Raw genomic sequence first — 21,969 nt, 5'->3', positions numbered from 1 at the left:
GGCGCGGCTCCGGGGCGGATGCGGGTCGGATCCACCTGAGGGATGATCGGTGGAAGAAGGCTTTTCTGGCAGACTTCATGCCTATGGGTGACGCGACCGTGAGGACTCGGGAACGCCAGGAGGACAGCGTTCCACACCCCGTCACTGGGACGACGGGGAAGAGCCTCCTGTCCCGGCTCCGCACCCCGCGCCGACCGCGCCTGTGGTTCGAGATCCTGCTGATCGCGCTCAGCTACTGGACGTACTCCCTCGTCCGCAACGCGGTGCCGGAACAGCGGACCGCGGCGCTGCGCAACGCCGACTGGATCTGGCGCGTCGAGCAGCAACTGGGCATCGCCGTCGAGGAGTCCGTCAACCACGCCGTCAACTCGGTGACTTGGCTGGTCGTGGGCATGAACTACTACTACGCCACGCTGCACTTCGTGGTGACTCTGGGTGTCCTGGTGTGGCTCTTCCGCAGCCATCCCGGCCGTTACGCGGCGACCCGGCTGGTGCTCTTCGCGACCACGGGTGTCGCCCTCGTCGGCTACTACCTGTACCCGCTGGCCCCGCCCCGGCTGATGAACGGCGGGCACTTCGTCGACACGGTGATGGTCCACCAGACGTGGGGGTCGATGGCGTCCGGGGACCTGAAGAACATGTCCAACCAGTACGCCGCGATGCCCTCGATGCACATCGGGTGGTCGGTGTGGTGCGGGCTGACGATCTTCGCGCTGGCGTCGGTGCCGTGGGTGCGGGTGCTGGGGCTGGTGTATCCGGCGCTGACGCTGGTGGTGATCGTGGCGACGGCGAACCACTTCTGGCTGGACGCGGTGGGGGGTGTGGCGTGCCTGGCGTTCGGGTACGGGGTGGCTTACGTCTGGTACGGGAGCCTGCCGTACCGGTTGCCTCGCATGGTGCCGGTCGCTGCGCGGCGGCGGAGGGTGTGGTTGCCCGGGCGGGCTTGAGGGTGCGGGGCGTGTACGGGGGGAGGGGTCGCGAACCGGCGCCGGCCGGGTGCCGCTGCGCCCACCCGTGCCGCCCCAGCGGCACGACTGCCCGCAGCTACGACGGCAGCCGTTACGTGTAGAACAGTTCCTCCACCACCGTCCGTGCCCTTCGGGCCGTGCGGCGGTATTCGTCGAGCATGTCGCCCGCGTGGCCCGAGCCGTGGCCCAGGTAGCGGCCGACGGCCGCCAGCTCGCGCGGGTCGGTGGGGAAGGTGTCGCCGGCCCGTCCGCGGACCAGCATCACCGCGTTGCGGACCCGGGTCGCCAGCACCCACGCCTCGTCGAGGGTTGCGGTGTGCTCCTCCGAGATCAGCCCGGCGTCGCGGGCGGCGGCCAGCGCCGTGCGCGTCCGGGTGGTGCGCAGCCCGGCGATCTCGTGGCCGTGCCGCAGCTGGAGCAGCTGCACGGTCCACTCCACGTCGGAGAGACCGCCCGGCCCCAGTTTGGCGTGCAGCTTGGGGTCGGCCCCGCGCGGCAGCCGCTCGGACTCCATGCGGGCCTTGAGCCGCCGGATCTCCCGTACGGCGTCCTCCTCCAGTCCGCCCGCCGGGTACCGCAGGGGGTCGATCAGCTCGATGAAGCGCCGCCCCAGCTCCTCGTCCCCGGCGACGAACTCGGCCCGCAGCAGGGCGTGCGACTCCCACCCCAGCGACCAGCGCCGGTAGTAGGCCTCGTAGGACTTCAGGGTCCGCACCAGCGGCCCCGACCTGCCCTCGGGCCGCAGGTCGGCGTCGATCAGCAGCGGCGGGTCGGCGCTCGGCACCTGGAGCAGGCGGCGCATCTCGGAGACGACCTTGTTGGCGGCGTCGCCCGCCTCGCGCTCGTCCACGCCGTCGCGGGGCTCGTGCACGAACAGCACGTCCGCGTCCGAGCCGTAGCCCAGCTCGTGTCCGCCGAAGCGGCCCATGGCGATGATCGCGAACCGGGTCGGCAGGACGTCGCCCCACTTGTCCCGCACGACCGCCCGCAGCGTGCCCGCGAGCGTCGCCGCCGTCAGGTCGGACACGGCGCCGCCGACCAGGTCCACCAGGGCACCCTGGTCGGCCTCGACGGGCTGGGACTCGGTGCCGTAGGAGCCGACGATGTCCGCGGCGGCCGTGCGGAACAGCTCCCGGCGCCGTACGCCGCGCACGGCGGTGACGGCCTGTACGGCGTCGTCGGCGCGGCGGACCGCGGCGAGGGTCTCCTGCTCCAGCTGGGCCCGGCCGCGCGGCCGCAGTCCCCCGGCGACGCCGTCCCCGAGCAGCGCGACGGCCTCCGGGGCCCGCATCAGCAGGTCGGGGGCGAGCCGCCCGGCGGAGAGCACCCGGGCGAGGTTCTCGGCGGCGGCGCCCTCGTCGCGCAGCAGCCTGAGGTACCAGGGTGTGGTGCCGAGCGCGTCGGAGACCTTGCGGAAGTTGAGCAGTCCGGTGTCCGGGTCGGCGGAGTCGGCGAACCAGCCGAGCAGTACGGGCAGCAGGGTGCGCTGGATGGCCGCCTTGCGGGTGACGCCGGACGCCAGCGCCTCCAGGTGCCGCAGGGCGGCGGCCGGGTCGGCGTAGCCGAGGGCGACCAGGCGTTCCCGGGCGGCCTCGGGGCTGAGCCGGGCCTCGCCGGGGGCGAGCTGGGCGACGGCGTCGAGCAGCGGCCGGTAGAACAGCTTCTCGTGCAGCCGTCGGACGACGGCCGCGTGCCGCCGCCAGGCCCGCAGCAGCCCGGTCACCGGGTCGTTGCGCAGGCCCAGGGAGCGCCCCATGCGGCGCAGGTCGGCCTCCTCCTCGGGCACGAGGTGGGTGCGGCGCAGCCGGTGCAGCTGGATGCGGTGCTCCATGGAGCGCAGGAAGCGGTACGCCTCGTCGAGCTGCGCGGCGTCGGTCCGGCCGACGTAGCCGCCCGCGGCGAGGGCCGCCAGGGCGTCCAGCGTCGTGCCGCTGTGCAGGGAGGTGTCCGCCCGTCCGTGCACCAGTTGGAGGAGCTGCACGGCGAACTCGACGTCCCTGAGGCCGCCGGGCCCGAGCTTGAGCTGCCGGTCGACCTCGGTGACGGGGATGTTCTCCACCACCCGGCGGCGCATCTTCTGCACGTCCGGGACGAAGTTCTCGCGGTCGGCGGCCTGCCACACCAGGGGCTGGAGGGCGGCGACGTACTCGGCGCCGAGCCCGGGGTCGCCTGCCACCGGGCGGGCCTTGAGCAGCGCCTGGAACTCCCAGGTCTTGGCCCAGCGCTGGTAGTAGGCGACGTGGCTGCTGAGGGTGCGCACCAGGGGGCCGTTGCGGCCCTCGGGGCGGAGGTTGGCGTCGACGGGCCAGATGGAGCCCTCGACGGTGGTCTCGGAGCAGATCCGCATCATGTGCGCGGCGAGCGAGGTCGCGGCCCGCATCGCCTTGGCCTCGTCGGCGTCGGGGCCCGTGTCCGCCGCCTCCCCCACGAAGATGACGTCGACGTCGGAGACGTAGTTCAGCTCGTGTCCGCCGCACTTGCCCATCGCGATCACCGCGAGCCTGCACCGCGCGGCGTCCTCGGGCGCGGCGGCCTCGGCGAGGGCCAGGGCGGCGCGCAGGGTGGCGGTGGCGAGGTCGGCCAGCTCGGCGGCGGTCTCCGCGACGTCGATGGTGCCGCACACGTCGCGGGCGGCGATGGACAGCAGGCAGCGCCGGTAGGCGACGCGCAGGGAGACCGGGTCGGTGGCCTCGGCGAGCCCCCGCTCGAACTCCTCGACGCCGCGGTGCAGGTCGCGCGGCTCGTACGTGACGAGGGCCTGCCAGTCCCCGGCGTGCCGGGCGAGGTGGTCGGCGAGCGCCTCGGAGGCCCCGAGCACACCGAGGAGACGGTCGCGCAGCGGCTTGGCCGCTATCAGGGTGTCCAGCAGCTCCTGGCGGGCGGTGGCCTCGGGCTGCGCCTCCAGGAGCCGTACCAGTCCGTGCAGGGCGAGGTCCGGGTCGGCGGTGGCGCCCAGCGCCTCGAGGAGGACGGGATCGGCGCGCAGCTCGGCCAGCTCGGCCCCGTCCAGCAGCCGCTCGGCGGCCGAGGGATCGGTGAAACCGTGCCGCAGCAGTCGCGTGAAGGTACTGCTCCTGCGCCCCGGCGCCGTCATCTCGGCCTCCTGTCGGACAGTGGGGCACACGGGCCCGGGTGGGATCAAGGTCGTACGGGCTGAGCGTAACCGGGGAACGGCGTGCGGGCGCCGGGACGTAGCGCTCCCGCTTTCCGGTGGACCGTCCCAGACTCGTACGATATCTTGTACAAGCCGAGGAAGGGAGGCACTGGTATGTCCATCACCGCCAGCGAAGCCCGTCAGAATCTGTTCCCGCTGATAGAGCAGGTCAACGAGGACCACGCCCCGGTGCACATCACCTCCCGCAAGGGGAACGCCGTGCTGATGTCCGAGGAGGACTTCACGGCGTGGACGGAGACGGTGCATCTCCTGCGCTCGCCGCGGAACGCACGCCGGCTGCTCGACTCCATCGCGGAGGCCGAGGCGGGCGACGCACGGCAGCGTGAGCTGATCGACCCGGACGCGGAGCGGGCGTGAGGATCACTTTCACGTCCCACGGCTGGGAGGACTACGTCCACTGGGCCGAGAGCGACCGGAAGGTGACCAAGCGGATCAACAGACTGATCGCCGACATCGCCCGTGACCCGTTCAAGGGCATCGGCAAGCCGGAGCCGCTCAAGGGCGACCTGTCCGGCTACTGGTCACGGCGCATCGACGACACGCACCGTCTTGTGTACAAGCCCACCGACGACCTGCTGGTCATCGTCCAGGCGCGCTACCACTACTGACGAAAGCCGAAGGAGTCACGCCATGGACTTCACGCTCGAAGTCATCCCGCTCCCCGTAAGCGACATCGACCGCGCCCGGGACTTCTACCGCGACAAGGTCGGCTTCCACGTCGACATCGACCAGGAGGTCATGCCGGGCATGCGGATCGTCCAGCTGACGCCCCCGGGCTCCGGCTGTTCGGTCGCCCTCGGCGACGCCATCTGGGACATGGCCCAGGGTCAGACCCGGCCGGAGCCGGGCTCGTACCAGGGCCTCCAGCTCTGCGTCGCCGACATCAAGGCGGCCCACGCGGAGCTGACCGCCCGTGGTCTGGAGGTCTCGGAGCCGGTGCAGTACTCCCCGGACGACGGCGCCACCTTCATGTACTTCACGGACCCGGACGGCAACGGCTGGGCGATCCAGGAGTACCGGCGCCGGGTGGCGGAGCCGCTGCACAAGGTGCTGGCCGACCTCAAGCGCGAGGGCTGACCGGCCCCGCCGCCCCGGCCGGCCGCCTCACCCGCGCTCCCGCCAGCGGTTGGTGACCGGCAGGCGGCGGTCCTTGCCGAAGCCCTTGGGCGAGATCTTGGTGCCCGGCGGGTACTGCCGCCGCTTGTACTCGGCGGTGTCCACCATGCGCAGCGTCCGCGTCACCAGCTCCCGGTCGTACCCGGCGGCCACGATCTCGTCCGCGCCCCGGTCCCGGTCGACGTACAGGGCGAGGATCGCGTCCAGCACCGGGTAGTCCGGCAGCGAGTCCGTGTCGACCTGGCCCGGGCGCAGCTCCGCGCTCGGCGGCTTGGTGATCGAGTTCTCCGGGATCGGCGGAGTGCGGCCGCGGTCCCGGGCCGCGCGGTTGCGCCACTCGGCGAGCCGGAAGACCGACGTCTTGTACACGTCCTTGATGGGCCCATACGCGCCCACCGAGTCGCCGTACAGCGTCGAGTAGCCGACCGCCAGCTCCGACTTGTTGCCGGGGGCCAGCACGAGGTGGCCCTCCTGGTTGGAGAGCGCCATCAGCAGGGTGCCGCGCAGGCGGGACTGGAGGTTCTCCTCCGCCAGGCCGGTCAGCTCCAGCGCGCCCGTGTACGCGTCGAACATCGGCTCGATGGACACGGTGCGGAAGTGGAGACCGGTGCGCCGGGCCAGCTCGGCCGCGTCGTCCCTGGAGTGCCCGGAGGAGTACTTGGAGGGCATCGAGACGCCGTACACGTGCTCCGCGCCGAGCGCGTCGCAGGCGATCGACGCGACCAGCGCGGAGTCGATGCCGCCGGACAGCCCGATCAGCACCGAGCGGAAGCCGTTCTTCACGACGTACGCGCGCAGGCCGGTGACGAGGGCCGAGTAGACCTCCTCGTCGTCGTCCAGCGGCTCGGCGTGCCCGCCGGACAGCCACGGCCCGGCGGCGGGTTCGGGCACCGGCTGCTCGGAGAGCACCGCCCGGTCGATGCGCAGTCCGTCGTCCACCACGCCTGTGGGCGGTTCCGCCTCGGCGGCGGGCAGGTCGAGGTCCAGCACCAGGCAGCCCTCGGTGAACTGCGGCGCCCGGGCCAGCACCGTCCCGTCCCGGTCGACGACGATCGAGTCGCCGTCGAAGACCAGCTCGTCCTGCCCGCCGGTCATGGCGAGGTAGGCGGTGGTGCAACCGGCCTCCTGGGCGCGTTTGCGCACCAGCTCCAGCCGGGTGTCGTCCTTGTCCCGCTCGTACGGGGAGGCGTTGACGGAGAGCAGCAGCCCGGCCCGCGCCGAGCGGGCGGCCGGCACCCGGCCGCCGTCCTGCCACAGGTCCTCGCAGACGGCCAGCGCCACGTCCACGCCGCGCACCCGCACCACGGGCAGGGTGTCGCCGGGCACGAAGTAACGGAACTCGTCGAAGACGCCGTAGTTCGGCAGGTGGTGCTTGGCGAGGCTGAGCGCCACCTCGCCGCCGTACAGCACGGCCGCCGCGTTCTGCGGGGCGCCGGCGGGCTGGCCGTACCTCGGCCGGGCCGTCGCCGAACGGTCGAGGTAACCGACGACCACGGGGACTCCGCCGAGCCCCTCGTCCGCCAGCCGCGCCGCGAGCGAGCGCAGGGCGGCGCGGGATGCCTCGACGAAGGACGCCCTGAGGGCCAGGTCCTCCACCGGGTACCCGGTGAGCATCATCTCCGGGAACGCCACCAGGTGCGCTCCCTGCCCGGCCGAGTGCCGGGTCCAGCGCAGGACCGACTCGGCGTTGCCGTCGATGTCGCCGACGGTGGAGTCGATCTGGTTGAGGGCGAGGCGTAGTCGAGGCACGCGTCCACTGTAATCGTCAGAACGACGCGATGGGGCGACGGACGTGTTACCGCGTCATGTCCGAAACCTCACGCCAGCCGCTTCACGCCAGTCACTTCACGCCGGCCGCTTCACGCCCGGGGCTTCGCGCCCCGCTCGGCCAGCAGGTCGGCCATCAGCCGGATCTCCGACTCCTGCGACTCCACCATCCCGCGGGCCAGCCGCTTCTCCACGCCGACCGTGCACCTGTCGACGCACCCCTGCGCCATGTGGACGCCGCCCTTGTGGTGCTCGGTCATCAGCTGGAGGTAGTAGACCTCGGCCTGCTTCCCGTCCAGCGTCCCGAGCTTCTTCATCTCGGCGTCGGTGGCCATCCCCGGCATCAGCGACCCCTCACCGGCCGAGGGCGCGTCGCCCATGCCCATCCAGGTCATCGGCGGGTCGGACGACACCTTGGGCAGCGCCCACAGGTCGAGCCAGCCGATCATCATGCCGCGCTGGTTGGCCTGGGTCTGCGCGATGTCGTACGCGAGCCGCCGCACCTCCTCGTCGTCGGTGCGGTCGCGCACGATGTACGACATCTCCACGGCCTGCTGGTGGTGGACCGACATGTCCCGGGCGAAACCGGCGTCCGCGGAGTCGGCGGCCGGGGTCCTGCCGCCGCCGTCGTCCCCGGCGACCGCGTAGGTGATCCCGCCGGCCGCGACGAGGACCGCGGTCGCGGCCCCCGCGATCCAGCCGGCCCGTTTCGGGGTCACTGGGACAGCCCGTTGGTGCACGCGGCCCCCGGCTCGGGGGTCTGCTGTCCCTGCACGAACTTCTCGAAGAACTTGTCCACGTTCGGGTCGTCGGCGCCGGTCACCGTGCGCTGGTGCCCCCACGCGGACAGCATGATCGGGTCCTTCTGCTTGTCGTCGGGGCTCATCAGCGAGTACGGCGTCTTCTTGACCTTGGCGGCCAGCTTCGCGACGTCGGCCTCGGGCGCCTTGTCGGTGTACGTCACCCAGACGGCACCGTGCTCCAGCGAGTGCACGGCGTTCTCGTTGTTCAGCGGCTTGGTGTAGACGTCGCCGTTGCAGTTCATCCAGACCTGGTTGTGGTCGCCGCCGACGGGGGGCTCGACGGGGTAGGTCACCTTCTTGGTGACGTGGTTGCGTCCCAGGTCGCCCTTCCAGGTCCGTACGCCGTCCGCGCCGGTCTCGAACTTGCCCGAGGTCTTGCCGTCGGACGCCGTGTCGCCGGAGGAGTCGTCGGACTGCGACCGGACGAGGAGGACGCCGCCGACGACGAGACCGGCGACGACCACGGTGCTGAGCGTGATCGTGAGGATCCGGTTCCGGCGGTTGCGGGCCTCCTCGGCACGCCGCATCTCGGCTATGCGGGCCTGTCGCGCCGTGTTGCTGCTCTTCTTGGCGGAACCCATGGGGTGTTGCCCTTCTGGGAAGGAATCTGGGGAACGGACGACCGTGAGGTCCGCTGATCGTAATGGCGCGGGGCCCGTCCTTCGTAGGGCGGGCACAGGATCTGTCCCGGCCGGATCCCCGGAATGGCCCGATCGAACAGGTGGCCTCTACGCTGCGGTCACGGGGTGGGCCGGCCGACGGAGGTCCGCAACGCACACGTAACGGCGCTGTGGTGTGATGCTCAAGTGCCCGACCGCCTCCCGCCGTACCGGAGACAGGCGGCCTGACCAGCAAGGATGGGGAAGCGGAAGATGGACAAGCAGCAGGAGTTCGTGATCCGGACGCTGGAGGAGCGCGACATCCGGTTCGTACGCCTGTGGTTCACGGACGTGCTGGGCTTCCTCAAGTCCGTCGCCGTGGCCCCGGCCGAGCTGGAGCAGGCCTTCGACGAGGGCATCGGTTTCGACGGCTCCGCGATCGAGGGCTTCGCCCGGGTCTACGAGTCCGACATGATCGCCAAGCCGGACCCGTCGACCTTCCAGGTCCTGCCGTGGCGCGCGGAGGCCCCCGGCACGGCCCGCATGTTCTGCGACATCCTCATGCCGGACGGCTCGCCGTCCTTCGCGGACCCGCGCTACGTCCTCAAGCGCGCCCTGGCCCGCACCTCGGACCTGGGCTTCACCTTCTACACCCACCCCGAGATCGAGTTCTTCCTCCTGAAGGACAAGCCGGTCGACGGCTCGGTCCCGACCCCCGCCGACAACTCCGGCTACTTCGACCACACCCCGCAGAACATCGGCATGGACTTCCGCCGCCAGGCGATCACCATGCTGGAGTCGATGGGCATCTCGGTGGAGTTCTCCCACCACGAGGGCGCCCCCGGCCAGCAGGAGATCGACCTGCGCTACGCGGACGCGCTCTCCACGGCCGACAACGTCATGACCTTCCGCCTGGTCATGAAGCAGGTCGCCCTGGAGCAGGGCCTCCAGGCCACCTTCATGCCGAAGCCGTTCTCGGAGTACCCGGGCTCGGGCATGCACACCCACCTCTCCCTCTTCGAGGGCGACCGCAACGCGTTCTACGAGTCCGGCGCCGAGTACCAGCTCTCCAAGGTGGGCCGCTCGTTCATCGCGGGCCTGCTCCGCCACGCCGCCGAGATCTCCGCGGTCACCAACCAGTGGGTGAACTCCTACAAGCGCATCTGGGGCGGCACCGAGCGCACCGCCGGCGCGGGCGGCGAGGCCCCCTCCTACATCTGCTGGGGCCACAACAACCGCTCGGCCCTGGTCCGCGTCCCGATGTACAAGCCCGGCAAGACCGGCTCGGCCCGCGTCGAGGTCCGCTCCATCGACTCCGGCGCCAACCCGTACCTGACCTACGCCGTCCTCCTCGCCGCCGGTCTGAAGGGCATCGAGGAGGGCTACGAACTCCCGCCGGGCGCCGAGGACGACGTCTGGGCCCTCTCCGACGCGGAGCGCCGCGCCCTGGGCATCGAGCCCCTCCCCCAGAACCTGGGCGAGGCCCTCGCCCTGATGGAACGCAGCGACCTGGTCGCCGAGACCCTCGGCGAACACGTCTTCGACTTCTTCCTCCGCAACAAGCGGCAGGAGTGGGAGGAGTACCGCTCCCAGGTCACCGCGTTCGAGCTGCGGAAGTCGCTGCCGGTGCTGTAGGGCGGGCTTCGGCTACAAGGTGGAGTGGGTTGACAGACCGCGACGGCCTGCCCACGCGGCGCGGGACGTCAGACCTTTCCGATGCCGAGCGTGGTGTCGCGCGGCAGCATCCCCGAGCCCAGGACCTCGAGCCAGACGGGCCCGAGGAGGTCGGCGAGTCTCGCGGTGTCCTGGTCGCCGAGGCTCCGCCAGGGAGCGGCGGCCAGTTCGTCGGTGCGGCGCTCGATCTCGGCACGCAGGGCACGGCCCGCGTCGGTCGCGGAGTCGTCGGCGTTCAGCAGTCCCCGTACGAGCAACCGTTCGCGGGCGGCCGCCCACTCGTGCTCGGTCCAGCCGCGGCTCGCGAAGACGTGGGCCGGCGCCGCGCCGATCGCGGCGAACGACACCAGCGCCTCGACCGGGTCGAGGTCCGCGGTCAAAAGCGCGGCGAGATGACCGTCGCCGCGGTGCTCGCGCAGGATCGTCGCGGCCTGCCACAGCACGAGGTGCGGTTCCTGCGGCCACGGCAGCCCGGCGTTGGCGGCGGCGAGCGGGCGGCCCGCGGTAGGCGCGGCCTCCGCCGCCCGACGGGCGAGTGCCGCGGCCTCGGCGACCTCGGGGCTGTCCGTCCGCGCGCCGAGGAGCGCTCGGTACGCCCGGTCGACACCGCGCGTCCGGGCGTCGATCACCTTGGCCGGTGCGGCCACGTCCCAGGCGGCGGGGATGTGCGCGGCGACCGTCCGCGGGCTGAAGCTGTAGAACGCGGAGGCCACCTGGCGGGATCCGGGCGCTCCGAGCGGCGCCGCCCGCAGGGCGAAGTAGCTCGGCCAGCGCTCGCCGGTGCCGTAGCCGAGCGACGCGGCCTCCTCGAAGACCTGGGGTGCGAAGTAGACGACGGCATGCAGGGGCTCCAAGAGGTGCCACATCTGCCTCACGCGTCCGTTGTCGTTGCTCAAGACGGCTCCCCTTGCCCTCGGCCCGCACGGCTTGTCCGGGCTCAGACTTCCCTCACCACGTCATCTTGTCAATGACTAGATGACGCTAGGCTGCCCGCATGCCCACCGAACGCCCCGCGCGCCCCGAACGCCCGTACCACCACGGAGACCTGCGGCGGGCCGTGCTCGACGCGGCCCTCGACGTCATCGCCGCCGAAGGGCCGGCAGCCCTGTCCCTGCGCGACCTGGCCCGCCGCGCGGGCGTCTCCCACGCGGCGCCGGCGCATCACTTCAAGGACCGGTCGGGACTTCTCACCGCCATCGCCACCGAGGGGCACAGCCTCCTGGCCGCCGCACTGGGCGAGGCGGAGGACCTGCGTGACCTGGGTGTCCGGTACGTACGCTTCGCCGCCGCCCGTCCGGCACACTTCCAGGTCATGTTCCGGCCGGAACTCCTGCGCGCGGACGACCCCGGACTGCTCGCCGCACGCGAACAGACGCGGAGCATGCTCCGTACGGCCGTGGAGGGCCATGACGACGATCCGGTCATCGGCTTCACGGCGGCCTGGTCGATGGCCCACGGCTTCGCGACGCTGCTGCTCTCCCACAACCTTGACGGCCTGCTGGACGGGCGGAATCCGGAAGCCGCCTTCCGGGCGCTGACGGGCGTGATGTTCGGGCCGGTCCCCCGGTCTCCCTCAGCCTGATGAGGACCGACGCGGTCACGCCGTGAGGTGCGGGTCGGTCCCGTCCAGCAGCGCTGCCTGTCGCTGGAGGGCTCGCACCATGGTCACGACCTGGGGAAGACCGCGGCGCGGGATGGTGGCAACGCCGATGTGCCGGGTCGGGGACGGCGGCACGATCGGGACGGTGCGCACTCCCGCCACTGGCGGGGTCTGCGCGATGGAGGGGATCAGTGAGATTCCCAGGCCCGCGGCGACGAGCGAGCGGGCGAAGAAGTAGTCGGTCGTCGTGCTGCGCACCTCAGGGTCGAAACCGGCACGTTCGGCGTAACGGCGCAGGTATGTCTCGGTCTTGAGGCAGCCGAGCACCCAGGGCTCGGCGGCCAGCTCCGCGATGTCGAGTGACTCCCGGTCTGCCAGGGGATGGGCGTCGGGCAGGACGACGTGCAGGGGGTCTTCGAAGAGTGCCGTCCACTCCAGGCTGGAGGTCGGGCCGAGCCGGCCGGGCAGCGGGCCGTCGAAGTGGTAGGCGAGTGCGAGATCCACTGCTCCTTGGCGGACCAGCGGCAGGCTGTCTTCGGGCTCGGCCTCCCTGACGTGGACGACGGTGTCGGGGTGGGCGGTGGCCAGCTGAGTGAGCGCGCCGGGCAGCAGGAGCCTGCCCCCACTGGTGAACGTGGCGATGGTGACCTGGGTGCGGCCGCTGCCGAGTCGATCGACCTGCCGCTGGGCGTGGACGAGTTCCGCGGCCACCGACTCGGCGGCCCCGACCATGATCCGGCCGGCCGGGGTCAGGGTGACTCCGCGGGTACTGCGCGCGACGACCTGGGCTCCGAGACTGCGCTCGAGTGCGGCGACGTGCTGGGAGACGGCCGAGGGGGTGAGGCGGAGGGCAGCCGCCGCCCGGTTGAAGCTGCCGTGTTCGGCCACCGTCCGCAGGACACGGAGCCGCTGCACATCGATCAACAGTAATCCTTAATACGTAGCCAGTAATTGAGCACTTCTGCTGTCGACTGTAGGTGTTCAGGATGGGGGCATGAAGAGGATCTGCGTGATCGGCGGAAGCCGCTATTTCGGCAAGGTTGTGGTGCGGCGCCTGCTGGCGGCGGGCCACCGGGTCACGGTGGTCAACCGCGGCTCCGCCCCGCCACCGGAAGGGGCCGAGCACCTCGTCGCCGACCGTGACGACGAGGCCGGCCTGATCGCCGCACTGGGGTCGCGCACCTTCGACGCGGTCGTGGACCAGGTCTGCTACACCCCGGTGCAGGCCGCGATCGCCGCCCGGGCCTTCAGCGGCCGCACCCGGCGCTACGTCATGACCTCCACCATCGAGGTCTACGATCCGGCGACCGCCGCGCTGCCCGCGGTCCCGCCCGGAACACCGGTTCCCGAGGAGACGGTCGATCCGGCCGCCTGGCTGGTCCGGACGGACCTGCCCTGGCACGACCCGGCCTACCTCCAGGAGCACTACGCCGAAGGCAAGCGCCAGGCCGAGGCCGTACTGGCCCGGCACAGCGGTTTCGCTTTCGCCACCGTACGCAGCGCCCATGTCCTCGGTGGCGGCGCGGCGGAGTTCACCGGGCGGCTCGCGCACTACACCGGGCGCATCAGCCGCGGTACACCGGTCACCGTGCACGCCGAGGCGCTGCCCACGGTCTTCATCCACTACGAGGAACTGGCGGAGCTGCTGCGGTGGGCGGCGACGCTCACCGATGCCACCGGGCCGGTGAACGCCTGCTCCGACGGCCCGCTCGACGTCTACGGCCTCGGTGCCGTCATCGCCGCGCGGGCCGGCAAGGAGGCCCGGTACCGCAGCGTCGCCGTGGGCGAGCCGGCCTCGCCGTTCTCGTTCGACCGGCACTACGCCATGAGCAACGCCCGCGCGAAAGAACTGGGCTTCTCCTTCTCCCGCACCGCCGACTGGCTCCCCGACGCCGTGACCGAAGCCCTGGCCGCCGCCGACGGCGCCTCCGCCTCCGCCTCCTGAGGAACGGACCCATCCATGCAGAGCCGTACCATCGGCGACACCGTCGTGAGCGCCATCGGCCTGGGCGCCATGCCCCTGTCCATCGAGCACCGACCGGACGAACGGCAGGCCGTCGCCACCATCCACGCCGCCCTGGACGCCGGTGTCACGCTCATCGACACCGCCGACAGCTACCACTGGCACGCCGGCGAATCCGGCCACAACGAGCTGCTCATCTCCCGTGCCCTGGCCTGCTACGGCGGCGACACCTCCCGCCTGCTCGTCGCCACGAAGGGCGGCCGCGGCCGCCCCGGAGACGGCAGCTGGACCGTGGACGCCACCCCCGAACACCTCAAACGCGCCGCGGAGGCGTCCCTGAAGCGCCTGGGCGTGGAGGCCATCGGCCTCTACCAACTGCACAAGCCGGACCCGGCCGTGCCCTGGGCGGAGTCCGTGGGCGCGCTGCGGGAGCTGCTCGACGCCGGCACCATCCGCGCCGCCGGGATCTCCAACGTCACCGTCGGCCAGATCCGGGAAGCGCACGCGATCCTCGGCCACGGCCTCGTGTCCGTACAGAACCAGTACTCGCCGGCCGTCCGCGACAGCGAGCCCGAGCTGCGGCTGAGCACCCGGTTGGGGCTGGCCTTCCTGCCCTGGAGCCCACTGGGCGGCATCTCACCCAGCTCCCTCGACGGCACTCGCGGCCCGACCGCCGCGGGCACGGCCTTCCACCGCGTCGCGGCCGCACACGGCGTCAGCCCGCAGCAGGTCGCCCTGGCGTGGCTGCTGAGCCGCTCCCCGGCGGTGATCCCGGTACCGGGTGCCAGCCGCCCGGCGTCGATCCTGGACTCCGCCGGGGCGACCCGGCTCGAGCTGAGCGAGGCGGAGCGAAGCCGCCTGGACGCCCCGCTGCCCGGCTGAACCAGTACCGCGCACGGGTCGGGTTCCGTCAGGGTGGGCACGCTCAACGAGCGGTCCCTGTCGGGATCTTCCACAGCCGTACGCCGCTGTCCTTCGCTGCGTCGGCCTCGGCGGTGGTGCCCGGAGCGGCGGTCTCCTCGGGGGCGCCGCCCCCGGTGGTGGTGCCCGCGAGGAGCCGGCCGTCCGGGCTGAAGGCCAGTTCGCCGATGTCGGCGCCGAAGCCGGTCTCGTCGTCGGCCAGGATGGCGCTGGGCTTGCGGCCGGCCAGGTTCCACAGGAGTACCCGGCCTTCGGCGGTGACGGCGAGCGTCCTGCCGTCCGGGCTGAACGCCAGGTCCCGGGCCTCGGTGACGAAGCGGTGGGTGAGGGTGGCCTTCGGGCGGCCGGTGGCCACGTCCCACAGCCGTACGGCGCCGTCCTGGCCGCCGGTGGCGAGGGTCTTGCCGTCGGGGCTGAAGGCGACGGCGTAGGTGACGTCGTCGAGGGCGAGGTCGTGGCGGGGGTCGCCCTGGCCGTAGGGCTCCGGGTCGAGCCGGGTGAGGTCCCACAGCTTGGCCGGCTCGTTGTCCACCTGGTAGCGCTGGTCGGAGAAGTCGCCGACGGAGGCGAGCGTCCTGCCGTCGGGGCTGAACGCCATGTCCGTCGCGTGCAGGTTCTGCGACAGGTGGGCACGCGGGTCCTCACTGCGGCGGCCGAGGTCCCACAGGTTGGCACCCGCGCTGTCGCCCAGGGCGATCCACTTGCCGTCGGGGCTGAGGGCGAGGGAGTAGGCCGATTCCTCGATGCGGCGGACCTCCCGGCGCCGGGCCACGTCCCAGACGCCGACCAGGTGGGTGCCGGTTCTCGTGACCAGGGTCTTCCCGTCGGCGCCGAACGTCACGCCGACCACGCTGCTCGGGCCGTACCAGCCCTTCTCCACGAGCGTGGCACGCACCTTGCGGGTGGCGACGTTCCACAGCCTGACCTTGCCGTCCTCGCCGCCGGTGGCGAGCGTCGCGCCGTCCGGGCTGAACGCCATGCCGCTGGTCCCCTTGGCGAAGATCGCGGTCGCCGCGACAACCGGGTACGGCGACTTGGCCTTCGGGCGTTCCTCCGACGAGGGCAGCAGCGTCACGATCAGGACGACGGCCAGGGCGATGACACCGAAGACGCCGAGCAGGGCGACGTACGGCGGTGTGGACGGGGTCTCGGGGTCGGCGTCCGGGGCCGGGGTGCGCGCCGGGGCGGTGGCGGTGGGCGCGTCCGGGCCGGTCGCCGGGGGCGCGGACACGACGGTGGGGGTGCGGCCGTCGTCGAAGTCCCCGTTCGCGGCCCGGCCGCAGAGCCGGATCACCTCGGCGGGCGTCGGGCGCCGGGCCGGGTCCTTCTCCAGGCAGCGGGCCACGACACCGCGCACGGACGCGGGGCAGCCGTCGAGGTCCGGCGCCGCTTCCAGGATCCGGTACGCCACTGACGGGTCGCTGCCGCCGCCGAAGGCGAGCCGTCCGGTGGCGGCGAAGTGGGCGACGAGGCCGAGCGCGAAGACGTCACCGGCCTCGGTTACCTGCTGCCCCCGGATGTACTCGGGCGCCATGTAGGAGGGCGTTCCGGCGCGCATGCCCGTGGCGGTCAGGGCCGTGACGTCCGCGGCGCGGGCGATGCCGAAGTCGATGACCTTGGGTCCGTCGGCGGTGAGGACGATGTTGGAGGGCTTCAGGTCCCGGTGGATCACTCCGGCGGCGTGGATCGTCTCCAGCGCCTCGGCGACCCCGGCCGTCAGCGCGAGCACCTCGTCGGCGGGCAGCGGTCCCCGTTCGCCGACGGCCTGCTGGAGGGAGGGCCCGGGGGCGTAGGCCGTGGCCAGCCAGGGCTCGTCGGCCTCCAGGTCCGCCGCGACGACGGGAACGGTGTAGAGCCCCTGGACGCGCCGGGCCGCCGCGACCTCCAGCGCGAACCGCCTGCGGAACTCCGGGTCGGCGGCGTACGCACGGTGGACGACCTTGACGGCCACGGCACTCCCGGCGGGCGTACGTCCGAGGTAGACGCGGCCCATCCCGCCCTCGCCCAGCAGCCGCTCCAGCCGGTAGGGGCCGATCTCGGCCGGTATGTCACCGGTGGGGCGGGACATGGGGTCCGTCATTCCGCGAGCGCCCCGGCCACGAACATCGTCCACGTCACCGGCTCGCCGGTGCCGCTGCAACTGCTCTTGAACCGGGCCGGGTCGGCAAGGTGTCCGGATGTGTCCTTACAGCTCATGGCTCCCCCAGCAGTTGTCGGACGAAGGCCACTGACTCCCGGAGGGCAGCGCCTCGGCCCCGGATACTGCCACACCGCGGTTCGAGGATGCGTGGCCGCCGGGGTCCGTGACCGGCCGACCGCCGAACCCGTCGTCGGCATCACCTGGATCTCCGGTCAGCGGCTCCCCGTGCGCGGGCGGCCGGCAAACCCGGTGGCGCCGAGGCGCCGATGGGATAGCCTGTCCGGGATTTCGCGTGGCAGGTTCTCTGCCACCCCGCTCGGCGCGCTCGGCGTCGACACGCATCGCGTGCCCTGCCCGGAAGGAGGCGAGAGACATGGACCGTGCCGAATGCGTTGCGGCCATAGTTGCCTCCGGCCGTGTGCCCTCCCTCCTCTGCGGCGCGCGGTAATTCTTCCCCCCTCCTGTTTCTTGTCCTCGGCATCTTCCTGAGGTGTCGCGTCACGAGACGTCCTGGCCTGTGCGGTTCCTCGCCGCGCGGGCCGCGGGGGCGTGTCCCCGTGCTCCGTATCCGGCCCGTCGTCACCACTGCGACCGTCCCAGGCCGGCTCTCTCGACAGCACTTCGACACGAAACGCGTGTGATCGCCATGAGCAAGAAACGTCCCGGAGGGGAATCCCTCCCGTCCGCCCCTTCCACGGCCACCGGCCGTTCCCCGGACCGCGAGGTTCCGGCACCGGATCCGAAGCGCTGGTGGGCGCTGGCCGTCATCGCCCTCGCCCAGTTGATGGTGATCCTCGACGGCACCGTCGTGAACATCGCGCTGCCCTCCGCCCAGCGTGCCCTCGGCATGTCGGACGCCGACCGGCAGTGGGTCATCACCGCCTACACGCTGGCCTTCGGCGGGCTGCTGCTGCTCGGCGGCCGGATCGCCGACCTGGTGGGCCGCAAGCGCACCTTCGTCATCGGCCTGGCCGGGTTCGCCGCGGCCTCCGCGCTGGGCGGCGCCGCGGCCGGTCCGGGAATGCTGTTCGCGGCGCGGGCCCTGCAAGGCGCGTTCGCGGCGGTCCTGGCGCCCTCGGCCCTGTCCCTGCTGGCGACGACGTTCACCGACCCCAAGGAGCGGGCCAGGGCGTTCGGGGTCTACGGTGCGCTGGCCGGCGGCGGCAGCGCGGTCGGGCTGATCGTCGGCGGTCTGCTGACCGAGTACCTGAACTGGCGCTGGTCCCTGTACGTCAACGTGCCCATCGCGCTGGCCGCCCTGCTCGGCGCACCGGCCTTCCTGCGCGACCGCTCCGGCCGCCGGGGCGGGCACCTGGACGTGCCGGGCGCGCTGCTGGGCTGCGGCGGACTCGTCGCTCTCGTGTACGGCTTCGGCGAGGCCGAGCCCCGCGGCTGGTCCAGCCCGACCGTGCTCACGCTGCTCGTGGCCGGGGTGGTCCTGCTCGCCGCATTCGTGTGGTGGCAGAGCCGCGCGGCGAGCCCGCTGCTGCCGCTGCGCCTCGTCAAGGACCGGGTCCGCGCCGGATCGCTCGCGACGATGGGCCTGGCCACCGTCGGCATGTTCGGCGTCTTCCTGTTCCTGACGTACTACTTGCAGGTCGTCCTCGGCTACCCGCCGGTGCGCACGGGCCTGGCCTTCGTGCCGATCTCGGCCGGCATCGTCATCGGCGCGACCCAGATCGCGGCCCGCTTGCTGCCCCGCACGGCGCCGCGCACCTTGATGTCGACCGGCATGGTGCTGGCCGCCGCCGGCATGGTGCTGCTCAGCGGCCTGAGTGTGCACGCGCGGTACGTCCCGGACGTGCTGCCCGCCCTGCTGCTGCTCGGTCTGGGCATGGGCCTGACCTTCATGCCGGTCTACGCGACGGCCACCGCCGGGGTGCCCGCCCAGGACGCCGGTGTGGCCTCGGCCGTCCTCAACACCGTGCAGCAGATGGGCGCTTCGCTGGGCACCGTACTGCTCAACACCATCGCCACCGGCGCCACCAGCCGTTACGTCCAGGCGCACGGGCGCGCTCCGGCCCACGACGGCGCGGCCCTCGACCGGGGCACGGTGCACGGCTTCTCCGTCGCCTACTGGTGCTCGGCGGGCGTCCTGCTGCTCGCCGCCCTGGTGGCGGGCCTCACCGTACGACCCTCCAAGGATCCTTCATGAAACCCCTGACCGAGCACGACATCCGCACCTCGTTCGTCAACTGCTCCAAGGGCGCGGCCAAACGGCTCCCCCTGCCCAAGAACCTGGCGGACCTCGACCACTGGGACGACCTGGACTTCCTGGGCTGGTCCGATCTGTCCGCGCCCGATCGCGGCTATCTCGTCTTCGAGCGCGCCACCGGACTCGTCGGCCTGTCCCTGCGCTCCGCCTCCGGCAGCCGCGGCTTCCTGCGACGCAGCATGTGCTCGCTGTGCCTGACCACGCATCCCGGCAACGGCGTCTCCCTCACGACCGCGGCCAAGGCGGGCCGGGCCGGCCGTGAGGGCAACTCGGTGGGCCTCTACATCTGTGCCGACCTGGACTGCTCGTTGTACGTGCGGGGCCGGAAGAAGGCGGCACCGGGCGGGCGTATCGAGGAGTCCCTCACCGTCGAGCAGCAGATCGAGCGCCTGCGCGGCAACCTCGACGCGTTCGTGGAGCGGCTCCTGCGCTGAGGCCGACGGAGGTGCTGATGTGTCACACCCCCGTGGGTCGGGACCCCGCCTCGGATCGGTCCCGGAAAAGCCGTGAATCTCCACAGCGTTCATCACTCGGTCGCAGGGTCGGGGCGCGGTCACCGGCCACTGGGCGGACCGCGCGCGTGGGGGCGCGGGAGAGCCCTTCGCCTCAGGGGATGGCGTGAAGATCCAGACGCTTTCCCTGACCGCATTCACACACTGGTGAAGTCGGCGACGCCGGGCAACGGCGGTGAACGGCACGCCGATGGTGGGCCGTTCACCGCCGTGCTTTGATCGGTGCGCGGCACGCCGGTGGCCCGTACCGGGACCCCCACTCCGGACATCGGGCGTGCGTACCGCACCGCTCCCCTTCCCCATGAAAGGAACAGACCTGCTATGAACACTGTCCCCCAGGTCGCCACGGCCGAGATCTCCGACGCGGACCTGGACCAGGTGTCCGGCGGCATCGGCCTCACCGCGAGCACGGCCCTCGTCGCGGGCGACGGCGCGTTCGCCGCCGGCCTCCACGCGGAGTCCGGCCCGTTCGCCGTCACCGGCGGCCTCGGCGTCTCGGCACCCTTCGGCGACGCGGCGGCCCACGCCCACACGACGAGCGTCTGACCCGACCGCAGTCCCGCACCGCACCCGGCCCCGGACCAGCGCGTCCGGGGCCGGGCAGGGCCCGTTCGGCAAGGCTGTTGGCGTCGATGAAGACCGCACCTACACTGCGATCCACGTCGCACAACGGCCGGGGGAAGGGAAGTTCGTGGTGCGGGAGTGCTGGTTCTGCGGGGAGGAGACTCCACCGTCGTGGCACGACCACGTCCTGGGGTTGCACAGGGACGCGGACACCACCATGACCCCGTTCATCATCGTCCTGCGCTCCACCTGGCGCATGGAGATCGTGTCCGTGCCACGCTGCGCCCGCTGCCACACCGGACACCAGATAGAACGGACCGCGGCGGTGCTCTCCGTCGCCGCGTTGATCGCCTACGCCGCCAGCGGCCAACTGGACCGGCTGCTGGGCATCCTGTCGTCCTCGACCGGGGAGCGGGTGGTCGCGGCCATCTGGGCGGCCGTCGCCTGTCTGCCGGGGCTCGCCTGGATCGCGATCCGCCTGGGCCGGGTGCCATGGCAGCGCCTGGCGCCCCGTCGTCTGGGCTACGCCCGCCACCACCCGGAGTACTTGGAACTCCGGGCGGACGGCTGGAAGCCCAGAGCGGACCCCGTCCACTACTGGCGAAGCCCGCCGAACCCCCATAACCCGCCGCCCGCGAATCGCCCCCGGCGGCTGATCGGGGGCTCCTTCGAGCTGCTCGGAGCAGCCTGCGGCATTGCCATCCCCATCGCCTATTTCACCGGTTACGAAGAACTGGCCGGAGTCCTCATCGCGGCAACGGCCGGTCTGCTCTTCGTGGCCTCGAAGATCAAACCCGAGGACTGACCGCGCCCGGCCAGGCCACGAACGTCGTCCACGTCGCCGATTCGACGGCGAGGCGGGGACCGTCGGGGCGCTTGGAGTCGCGGATGTGGATGGTGGCGGGGGATATCGCGACCTCGACGCAGTCGCTCGGGTTACTGCTGTCGCTGTAGCTGCTCGTGAACCAGAGCAGGTCGGTGGTGTCTTCAGGCTCGCCGTTACGGCTCATGTCTCCCTCAGCAGTTGTTCGATGAACGCGTTTGACTCCCTGGCGGTCAGAGCCTCGGCCCGGATGATTCCATAGCGCAGTTCGAGGATGCGCAACTGACGGGGATCGGTGACGGGCCGGTTGTCGAACTCGTCATCGGCCCGGCCCACGGCCGTGCCGTCCCCAAACTTGAGCACTTGGATCCGTCCCCCTGTTCCCGGGTGGTCACCGCGGGACGTCGGCATCACCTGAACCTCGACGTGCCGCAACCGCGCCACCTCCAGCAGGTGTTCGAGCTGCCTGAGCAGGACCATCTTGCCGCCTACGGGTCGCCGCAGCGTCGCCTCTTCCTGGACAAAGCTGAGTTCCGGAGCCGGATCCCGCTCGAAAATCGCCTTGCGGGCCATCCGTGCGGCGACCGCCCTGTCCAGCTCCCCCTCCGACAGCGCCGGGCGCCGCGTGGCCAACAGGGCCCGGGCGTACTCCTCGGTCTGGACGAGACCGTGCAAGTTGTGGGTGGCGTACGAAAGCGACTCGACCGCCTGCGACTCCATCTTCGCCAAGTCCCGGACGTGCTTCGGGTACCGGACCCTCTTCACATCCTCCCAGGCCGCGGCGATGAGACCGCCAGCGTCGAGGACCTGGTCCGCCTTCTCCAGGTACTCCCGCCGGGGGATCCGCTTCCCGCCCTCGACCTTGTAGACGAGGTCCTCGCCGTAACCGACCGCCACCCCGAAGTCGCCCGCCCGCATCCCCACCGCCTCGCGGCGCAGCTTCAGCTGCCTCCCCACGGTGGTGAGCACGGCCACGCCCCACTCGTCGTCCGGGTCGACCTCCCAACCCGGTTCGTCCGCCTCGCCGTTCACCGACATCCGCACCCCTCCGCCGTACGCGTCCTGTCGCGATGGGCGTCACGTTAGACGGAGTGGCGACGCAGGGTGACGGGATGCGGCTCCCCTGTCA

At 71.9% G+C, this 21,969-nt stretch carries 21 protein-coding genes; 12 read left to right on the top strand and 9 right to left on the bottom strand.

The genetic code is table 11. The annotated features are described in order from the left end of the window. Nucleotides 1-83 precede the first annotated feature (83 nt). Nucleotides 84-947, top strand: a complete 864-nt coding sequence (locus ACFYZ3_RS02335) for a phosphatase PAP2 family protein (RefSeq protein ID WP_388513466.1) — start codon at nucleotides 84-86, stop codon at nucleotides 945-947. Between the two features lie 112 nt (nucleotides 948-1,059). Here ACFYZ3_RS02335 and ACFYZ3_RS02330 read toward each other — a convergent pair whose 3' ends face one another. After that, nucleotides 1,060-4,062, bottom strand: a complete 3,003-nt coding sequence (locus ACFYZ3_RS02330) for a bifunctional [glutamine synthetase] adenylyltransferase/[glutamine synthetase]-adenylyl-L-tyrosine phosphorylase (protein ID WP_388513464.1) — start codon at nucleotides 4,060-4,062, stop codon at nucleotides 1,060-1,062. A 174-nt stretch (nucleotides 4,063-4,236) separates the two neighbouring features. On the opposite strand from ACFYZ3_RS02330, the gene ACFYZ3_RS02325 reads away from it, so the two are divergent. The 3 genes from ACFYZ3_RS02325 to ACFYZ3_RS02315 are packed head-to-tail and all read left to right on the top strand — an operon-like array spanning nucleotide 4,237 to nucleotide 5,220. Next, the gene (locus ACFYZ3_RS02325; protein WP_052839935.1) at nucleotides 4,237-4,500 is read left to right on the top strand and encodes a type II toxin-antitoxin system Phd/YefM family antitoxin; all 264 of its coding nucleotides are present in this window, start codon (nucleotides 4,237-4,239) and stop codon (nucleotides 4,498-4,500) included. Next, nucleotides 4,497-4,751, top strand: coding sequence for a Txe/YoeB family addiction module toxin (locus ACFYZ3_RS02320; protein ID WP_030189135.1), 255 nt, complete (start codon nucleotides 4,497-4,499; stop codon nucleotides 4,749-4,751). The genes ACFYZ3_RS02325 and ACFYZ3_RS02320 overlap by 4 nt, the downstream gene beginning before the upstream one ends. 22 nt (nucleotides 4,752-4,773) lie before the next feature. Beyond that, nucleotides 4,774-5,220 carry a VOC family protein gene (locus ACFYZ3_RS02315; protein WP_388513462.1) on the top strand — a complete coding sequence of 149 codons (447 nt, stop codon included), beginning with the start codon at nucleotides 4,774-4,776 and terminating at the stop codon, nucleotides 5,218-5,220. A gap of 27 nt (nucleotides 5,221-5,247) precedes the next feature. Here the strand turns inward: ACFYZ3_RS02315 and ACFYZ3_RS02310 are convergent, their stop codons facing one another. From ACFYZ3_RS02310 to ACFYZ3_RS02300, 3 genes are all read right to left on the bottom strand, one after another. After that, nucleotides 5,248-7,008: an NAD+ synthase gene (locus ACFYZ3_RS02310; RefSeq protein ID WP_388513460.1), complete on the bottom strand. Its 1,761-nt coding sequence runs from the start codon at nucleotides 7,006-7,008 to the stop codon at nucleotides 5,248-5,250. A 110-nt stretch (nucleotides 7,009-7,118) separates the two neighbouring features. After that, a complete protein-coding gene (locus ACFYZ3_RS02305) occupies nucleotides 7,119-7,745 on the bottom strand; it encodes a DUF305 domain-containing protein (protein ID WP_388513458.1) in 627 nt (208 codons plus the stop codon). Beyond that, nucleotides 7,742-8,410: a DUF3105 domain-containing protein gene (locus tag ACFYZ3_RS02300; protein WP_388513457.1), complete on the bottom strand. Its 669-nt coding sequence runs from the start codon at nucleotides 8,408-8,410 to the stop codon at nucleotides 7,742-7,744. Before ACFYZ3_RS02300 ends, ACFYZ3_RS02305 begins: the two co-directional genes overlap by 4 nt. Nucleotides 8,411-8,701: 291 nt before the next feature. Between ACFYZ3_RS02300 and glnA the strand changes: the two genes are divergently transcribed. After that, a complete protein-coding gene (gene glnA, locus ACFYZ3_RS02295) occupies nucleotides 8,702-10,063 on the top strand; it encodes a type I glutamate--ammonia ligase (RefSeq protein ID WP_003976572.1) in 1,362 nt (453 codons plus the stop codon). Nucleotides 10,064-10,131: 68 nt separating this feature from the next. Here the strand turns inward: glnA and ACFYZ3_RS02290 are convergent, their stop codons facing one another. Then, the gene (locus tag ACFYZ3_RS02290) at nucleotides 10,132-10,968 is read right to left on the bottom strand and encodes a hypothetical protein (RefSeq protein ID WP_388513969.1); all 837 of its coding nucleotides are present in this window, start codon (nucleotides 10,966-10,968) and stop codon (nucleotides 10,132-10,134) included. 128 nt (nucleotides 10,969-11,096) lie between these two features. On the opposite strand from ACFYZ3_RS02290, the gene ACFYZ3_RS02285 reads away from it, so the two are divergent. Then, on the top strand, nucleotides 11,097-11,684 hold the full coding sequence (locus ACFYZ3_RS02285; protein ID WP_388513456.1) for a TetR/AcrR family transcriptional regulator: 588 nt from the start codon (nucleotides 11,097-11,099) through the stop codon (nucleotides 11,682-11,684). A gap of 15 nt (nucleotides 11,685-11,699) precedes the next feature. On the opposite strand, the gene ACFYZ3_RS02280 is transcribed toward ACFYZ3_RS02285, so the two are convergent. Continuing rightward, the gene (locus ACFYZ3_RS02280; protein WP_388513967.1) at nucleotides 11,700-12,617 is read right to left on the bottom strand and encodes a LysR family transcriptional regulator; all 918 of its coding nucleotides are present in this window, start codon (nucleotides 12,615-12,617) and stop codon (nucleotides 11,700-11,702) included. 79 nt (nucleotides 12,618-12,696) lie between these two features. On the opposite strand from ACFYZ3_RS02280, the gene ACFYZ3_RS02275 reads away from it, so the two are divergent. Both ACFYZ3_RS02275 and ACFYZ3_RS02270 read left to right on the top strand, forming a co-directional pair. Beyond that, a complete protein-coding gene (locus ACFYZ3_RS02275; protein ID WP_388513454.1) occupies nucleotides 12,697-13,647 on the top strand; it encodes an NAD-dependent epimerase/dehydratase family protein in 951 nt (316 codons plus the stop codon). A 15-nt stretch (nucleotides 13,648-13,662) separates the two neighbouring features. Beyond that, nucleotides 13,663-14,547, top strand: coding sequence for an aldo/keto reductase (locus ACFYZ3_RS02270; RefSeq protein ID WP_388513453.1), 885 nt, complete (start codon nucleotides 13,663-13,665; stop codon nucleotides 14,545-14,547). Between the two features lie 43 nt (nucleotides 14,548-14,590). Here ACFYZ3_RS02270 and ACFYZ3_RS02265 read toward each other — a convergent pair whose 3' ends face one another. Further along, nucleotides 14,591-16,654 (bottom strand): WD40 repeat domain-containing serine/threonine protein kinase, encoded by a 2,064-nt coding sequence (locus tag ACFYZ3_RS02265; RefSeq protein WP_388513452.1) that lies wholly within the window; start codon nucleotides 16,652-16,654, stop codon nucleotides 14,591-14,593. A 718-nt stretch (nucleotides 16,655-17,372) separates the two neighbouring features. Here ACFYZ3_RS02265 and ACFYZ3_RS02260 point away from each other — a divergent pair. From ACFYZ3_RS02260 to ACFYZ3_RS02245, 4 genes are all read left to right on the top strand, one after another. Then, on the top strand, nucleotides 17,373-18,881 hold the full coding sequence (locus ACFYZ3_RS02260) for an MFS transporter (RefSeq protein ID WP_388513451.1): 1,509 nt from the start codon (nucleotides 17,373-17,375) through the stop codon (nucleotides 18,879-18,881). Then, the gene (locus ACFYZ3_RS02255) at nucleotides 18,878-19,375 is read left to right on the top strand and encodes an FBP domain-containing protein (protein ID WP_388513449.1); all 498 of its coding nucleotides are present in this window, start codon (nucleotides 18,878-18,880) and stop codon (nucleotides 19,373-19,375) included. Before ACFYZ3_RS02260 ends, ACFYZ3_RS02255 begins: the two co-directional genes overlap by 4 nt. A gap of 399 nt (nucleotides 19,376-19,774) precedes the next feature. Further along, nucleotides 19,775-19,999: a hypothetical protein gene (locus ACFYZ3_RS02250; RefSeq protein WP_388513448.1), complete on the top strand. Its 225-nt coding sequence runs from the start codon at nucleotides 19,775-19,777 to the stop codon at nucleotides 19,997-19,999. Between the two features lie 235 nt (nucleotides 20,000-20,234). Beyond that, complete coding sequence (locus ACFYZ3_RS02245; protein WP_388513446.1) at nucleotides 20,235-20,822, top strand: hypothetical protein; 588 nt, start codon at nucleotides 20,235-20,237, stop codon at nucleotides 20,820-20,822. On the opposite strand, the gene ACFYZ3_RS02240 is transcribed toward ACFYZ3_RS02245, so the two are convergent. After that, entirely contained in the window at nucleotides 20,806-21,027 is a 222-nt protein-coding gene (locus ACFYZ3_RS02240; protein WP_388513445.1) for a DUF397 domain-containing protein, read from the bottom strand. The genes ACFYZ3_RS02245 and ACFYZ3_RS02240 overlap by 17 nt on opposite strands. Further along, nucleotides 21,024-21,878 (bottom strand): helix-turn-helix domain-containing protein, encoded by an 855-nt coding sequence (locus ACFYZ3_RS02235; protein ID WP_388513444.1) that lies wholly within the window; start codon nucleotides 21,876-21,878, stop codon nucleotides 21,024-21,026. Before ACFYZ3_RS02235 ends, ACFYZ3_RS02240 begins: the two co-directional genes overlap by 4 nt. Between the last annotated feature and the right edge of the window lie 91 nt (nucleotides 21,879-21,969).

It is taken from the genome of Streptomyces sp. NPDC001599 (assembly GCF_042893535.1).
Lineage (GTDB): Bacteria > Actinomycetota > Actinomycetes > Streptomycetales > Streptomycetaceae > Streptomyces.
The sequence above is the reverse complement of the archived record's forward strand: the minus strand, read 5'-3'. Positions and strand labels throughout refer to the sequence as shown.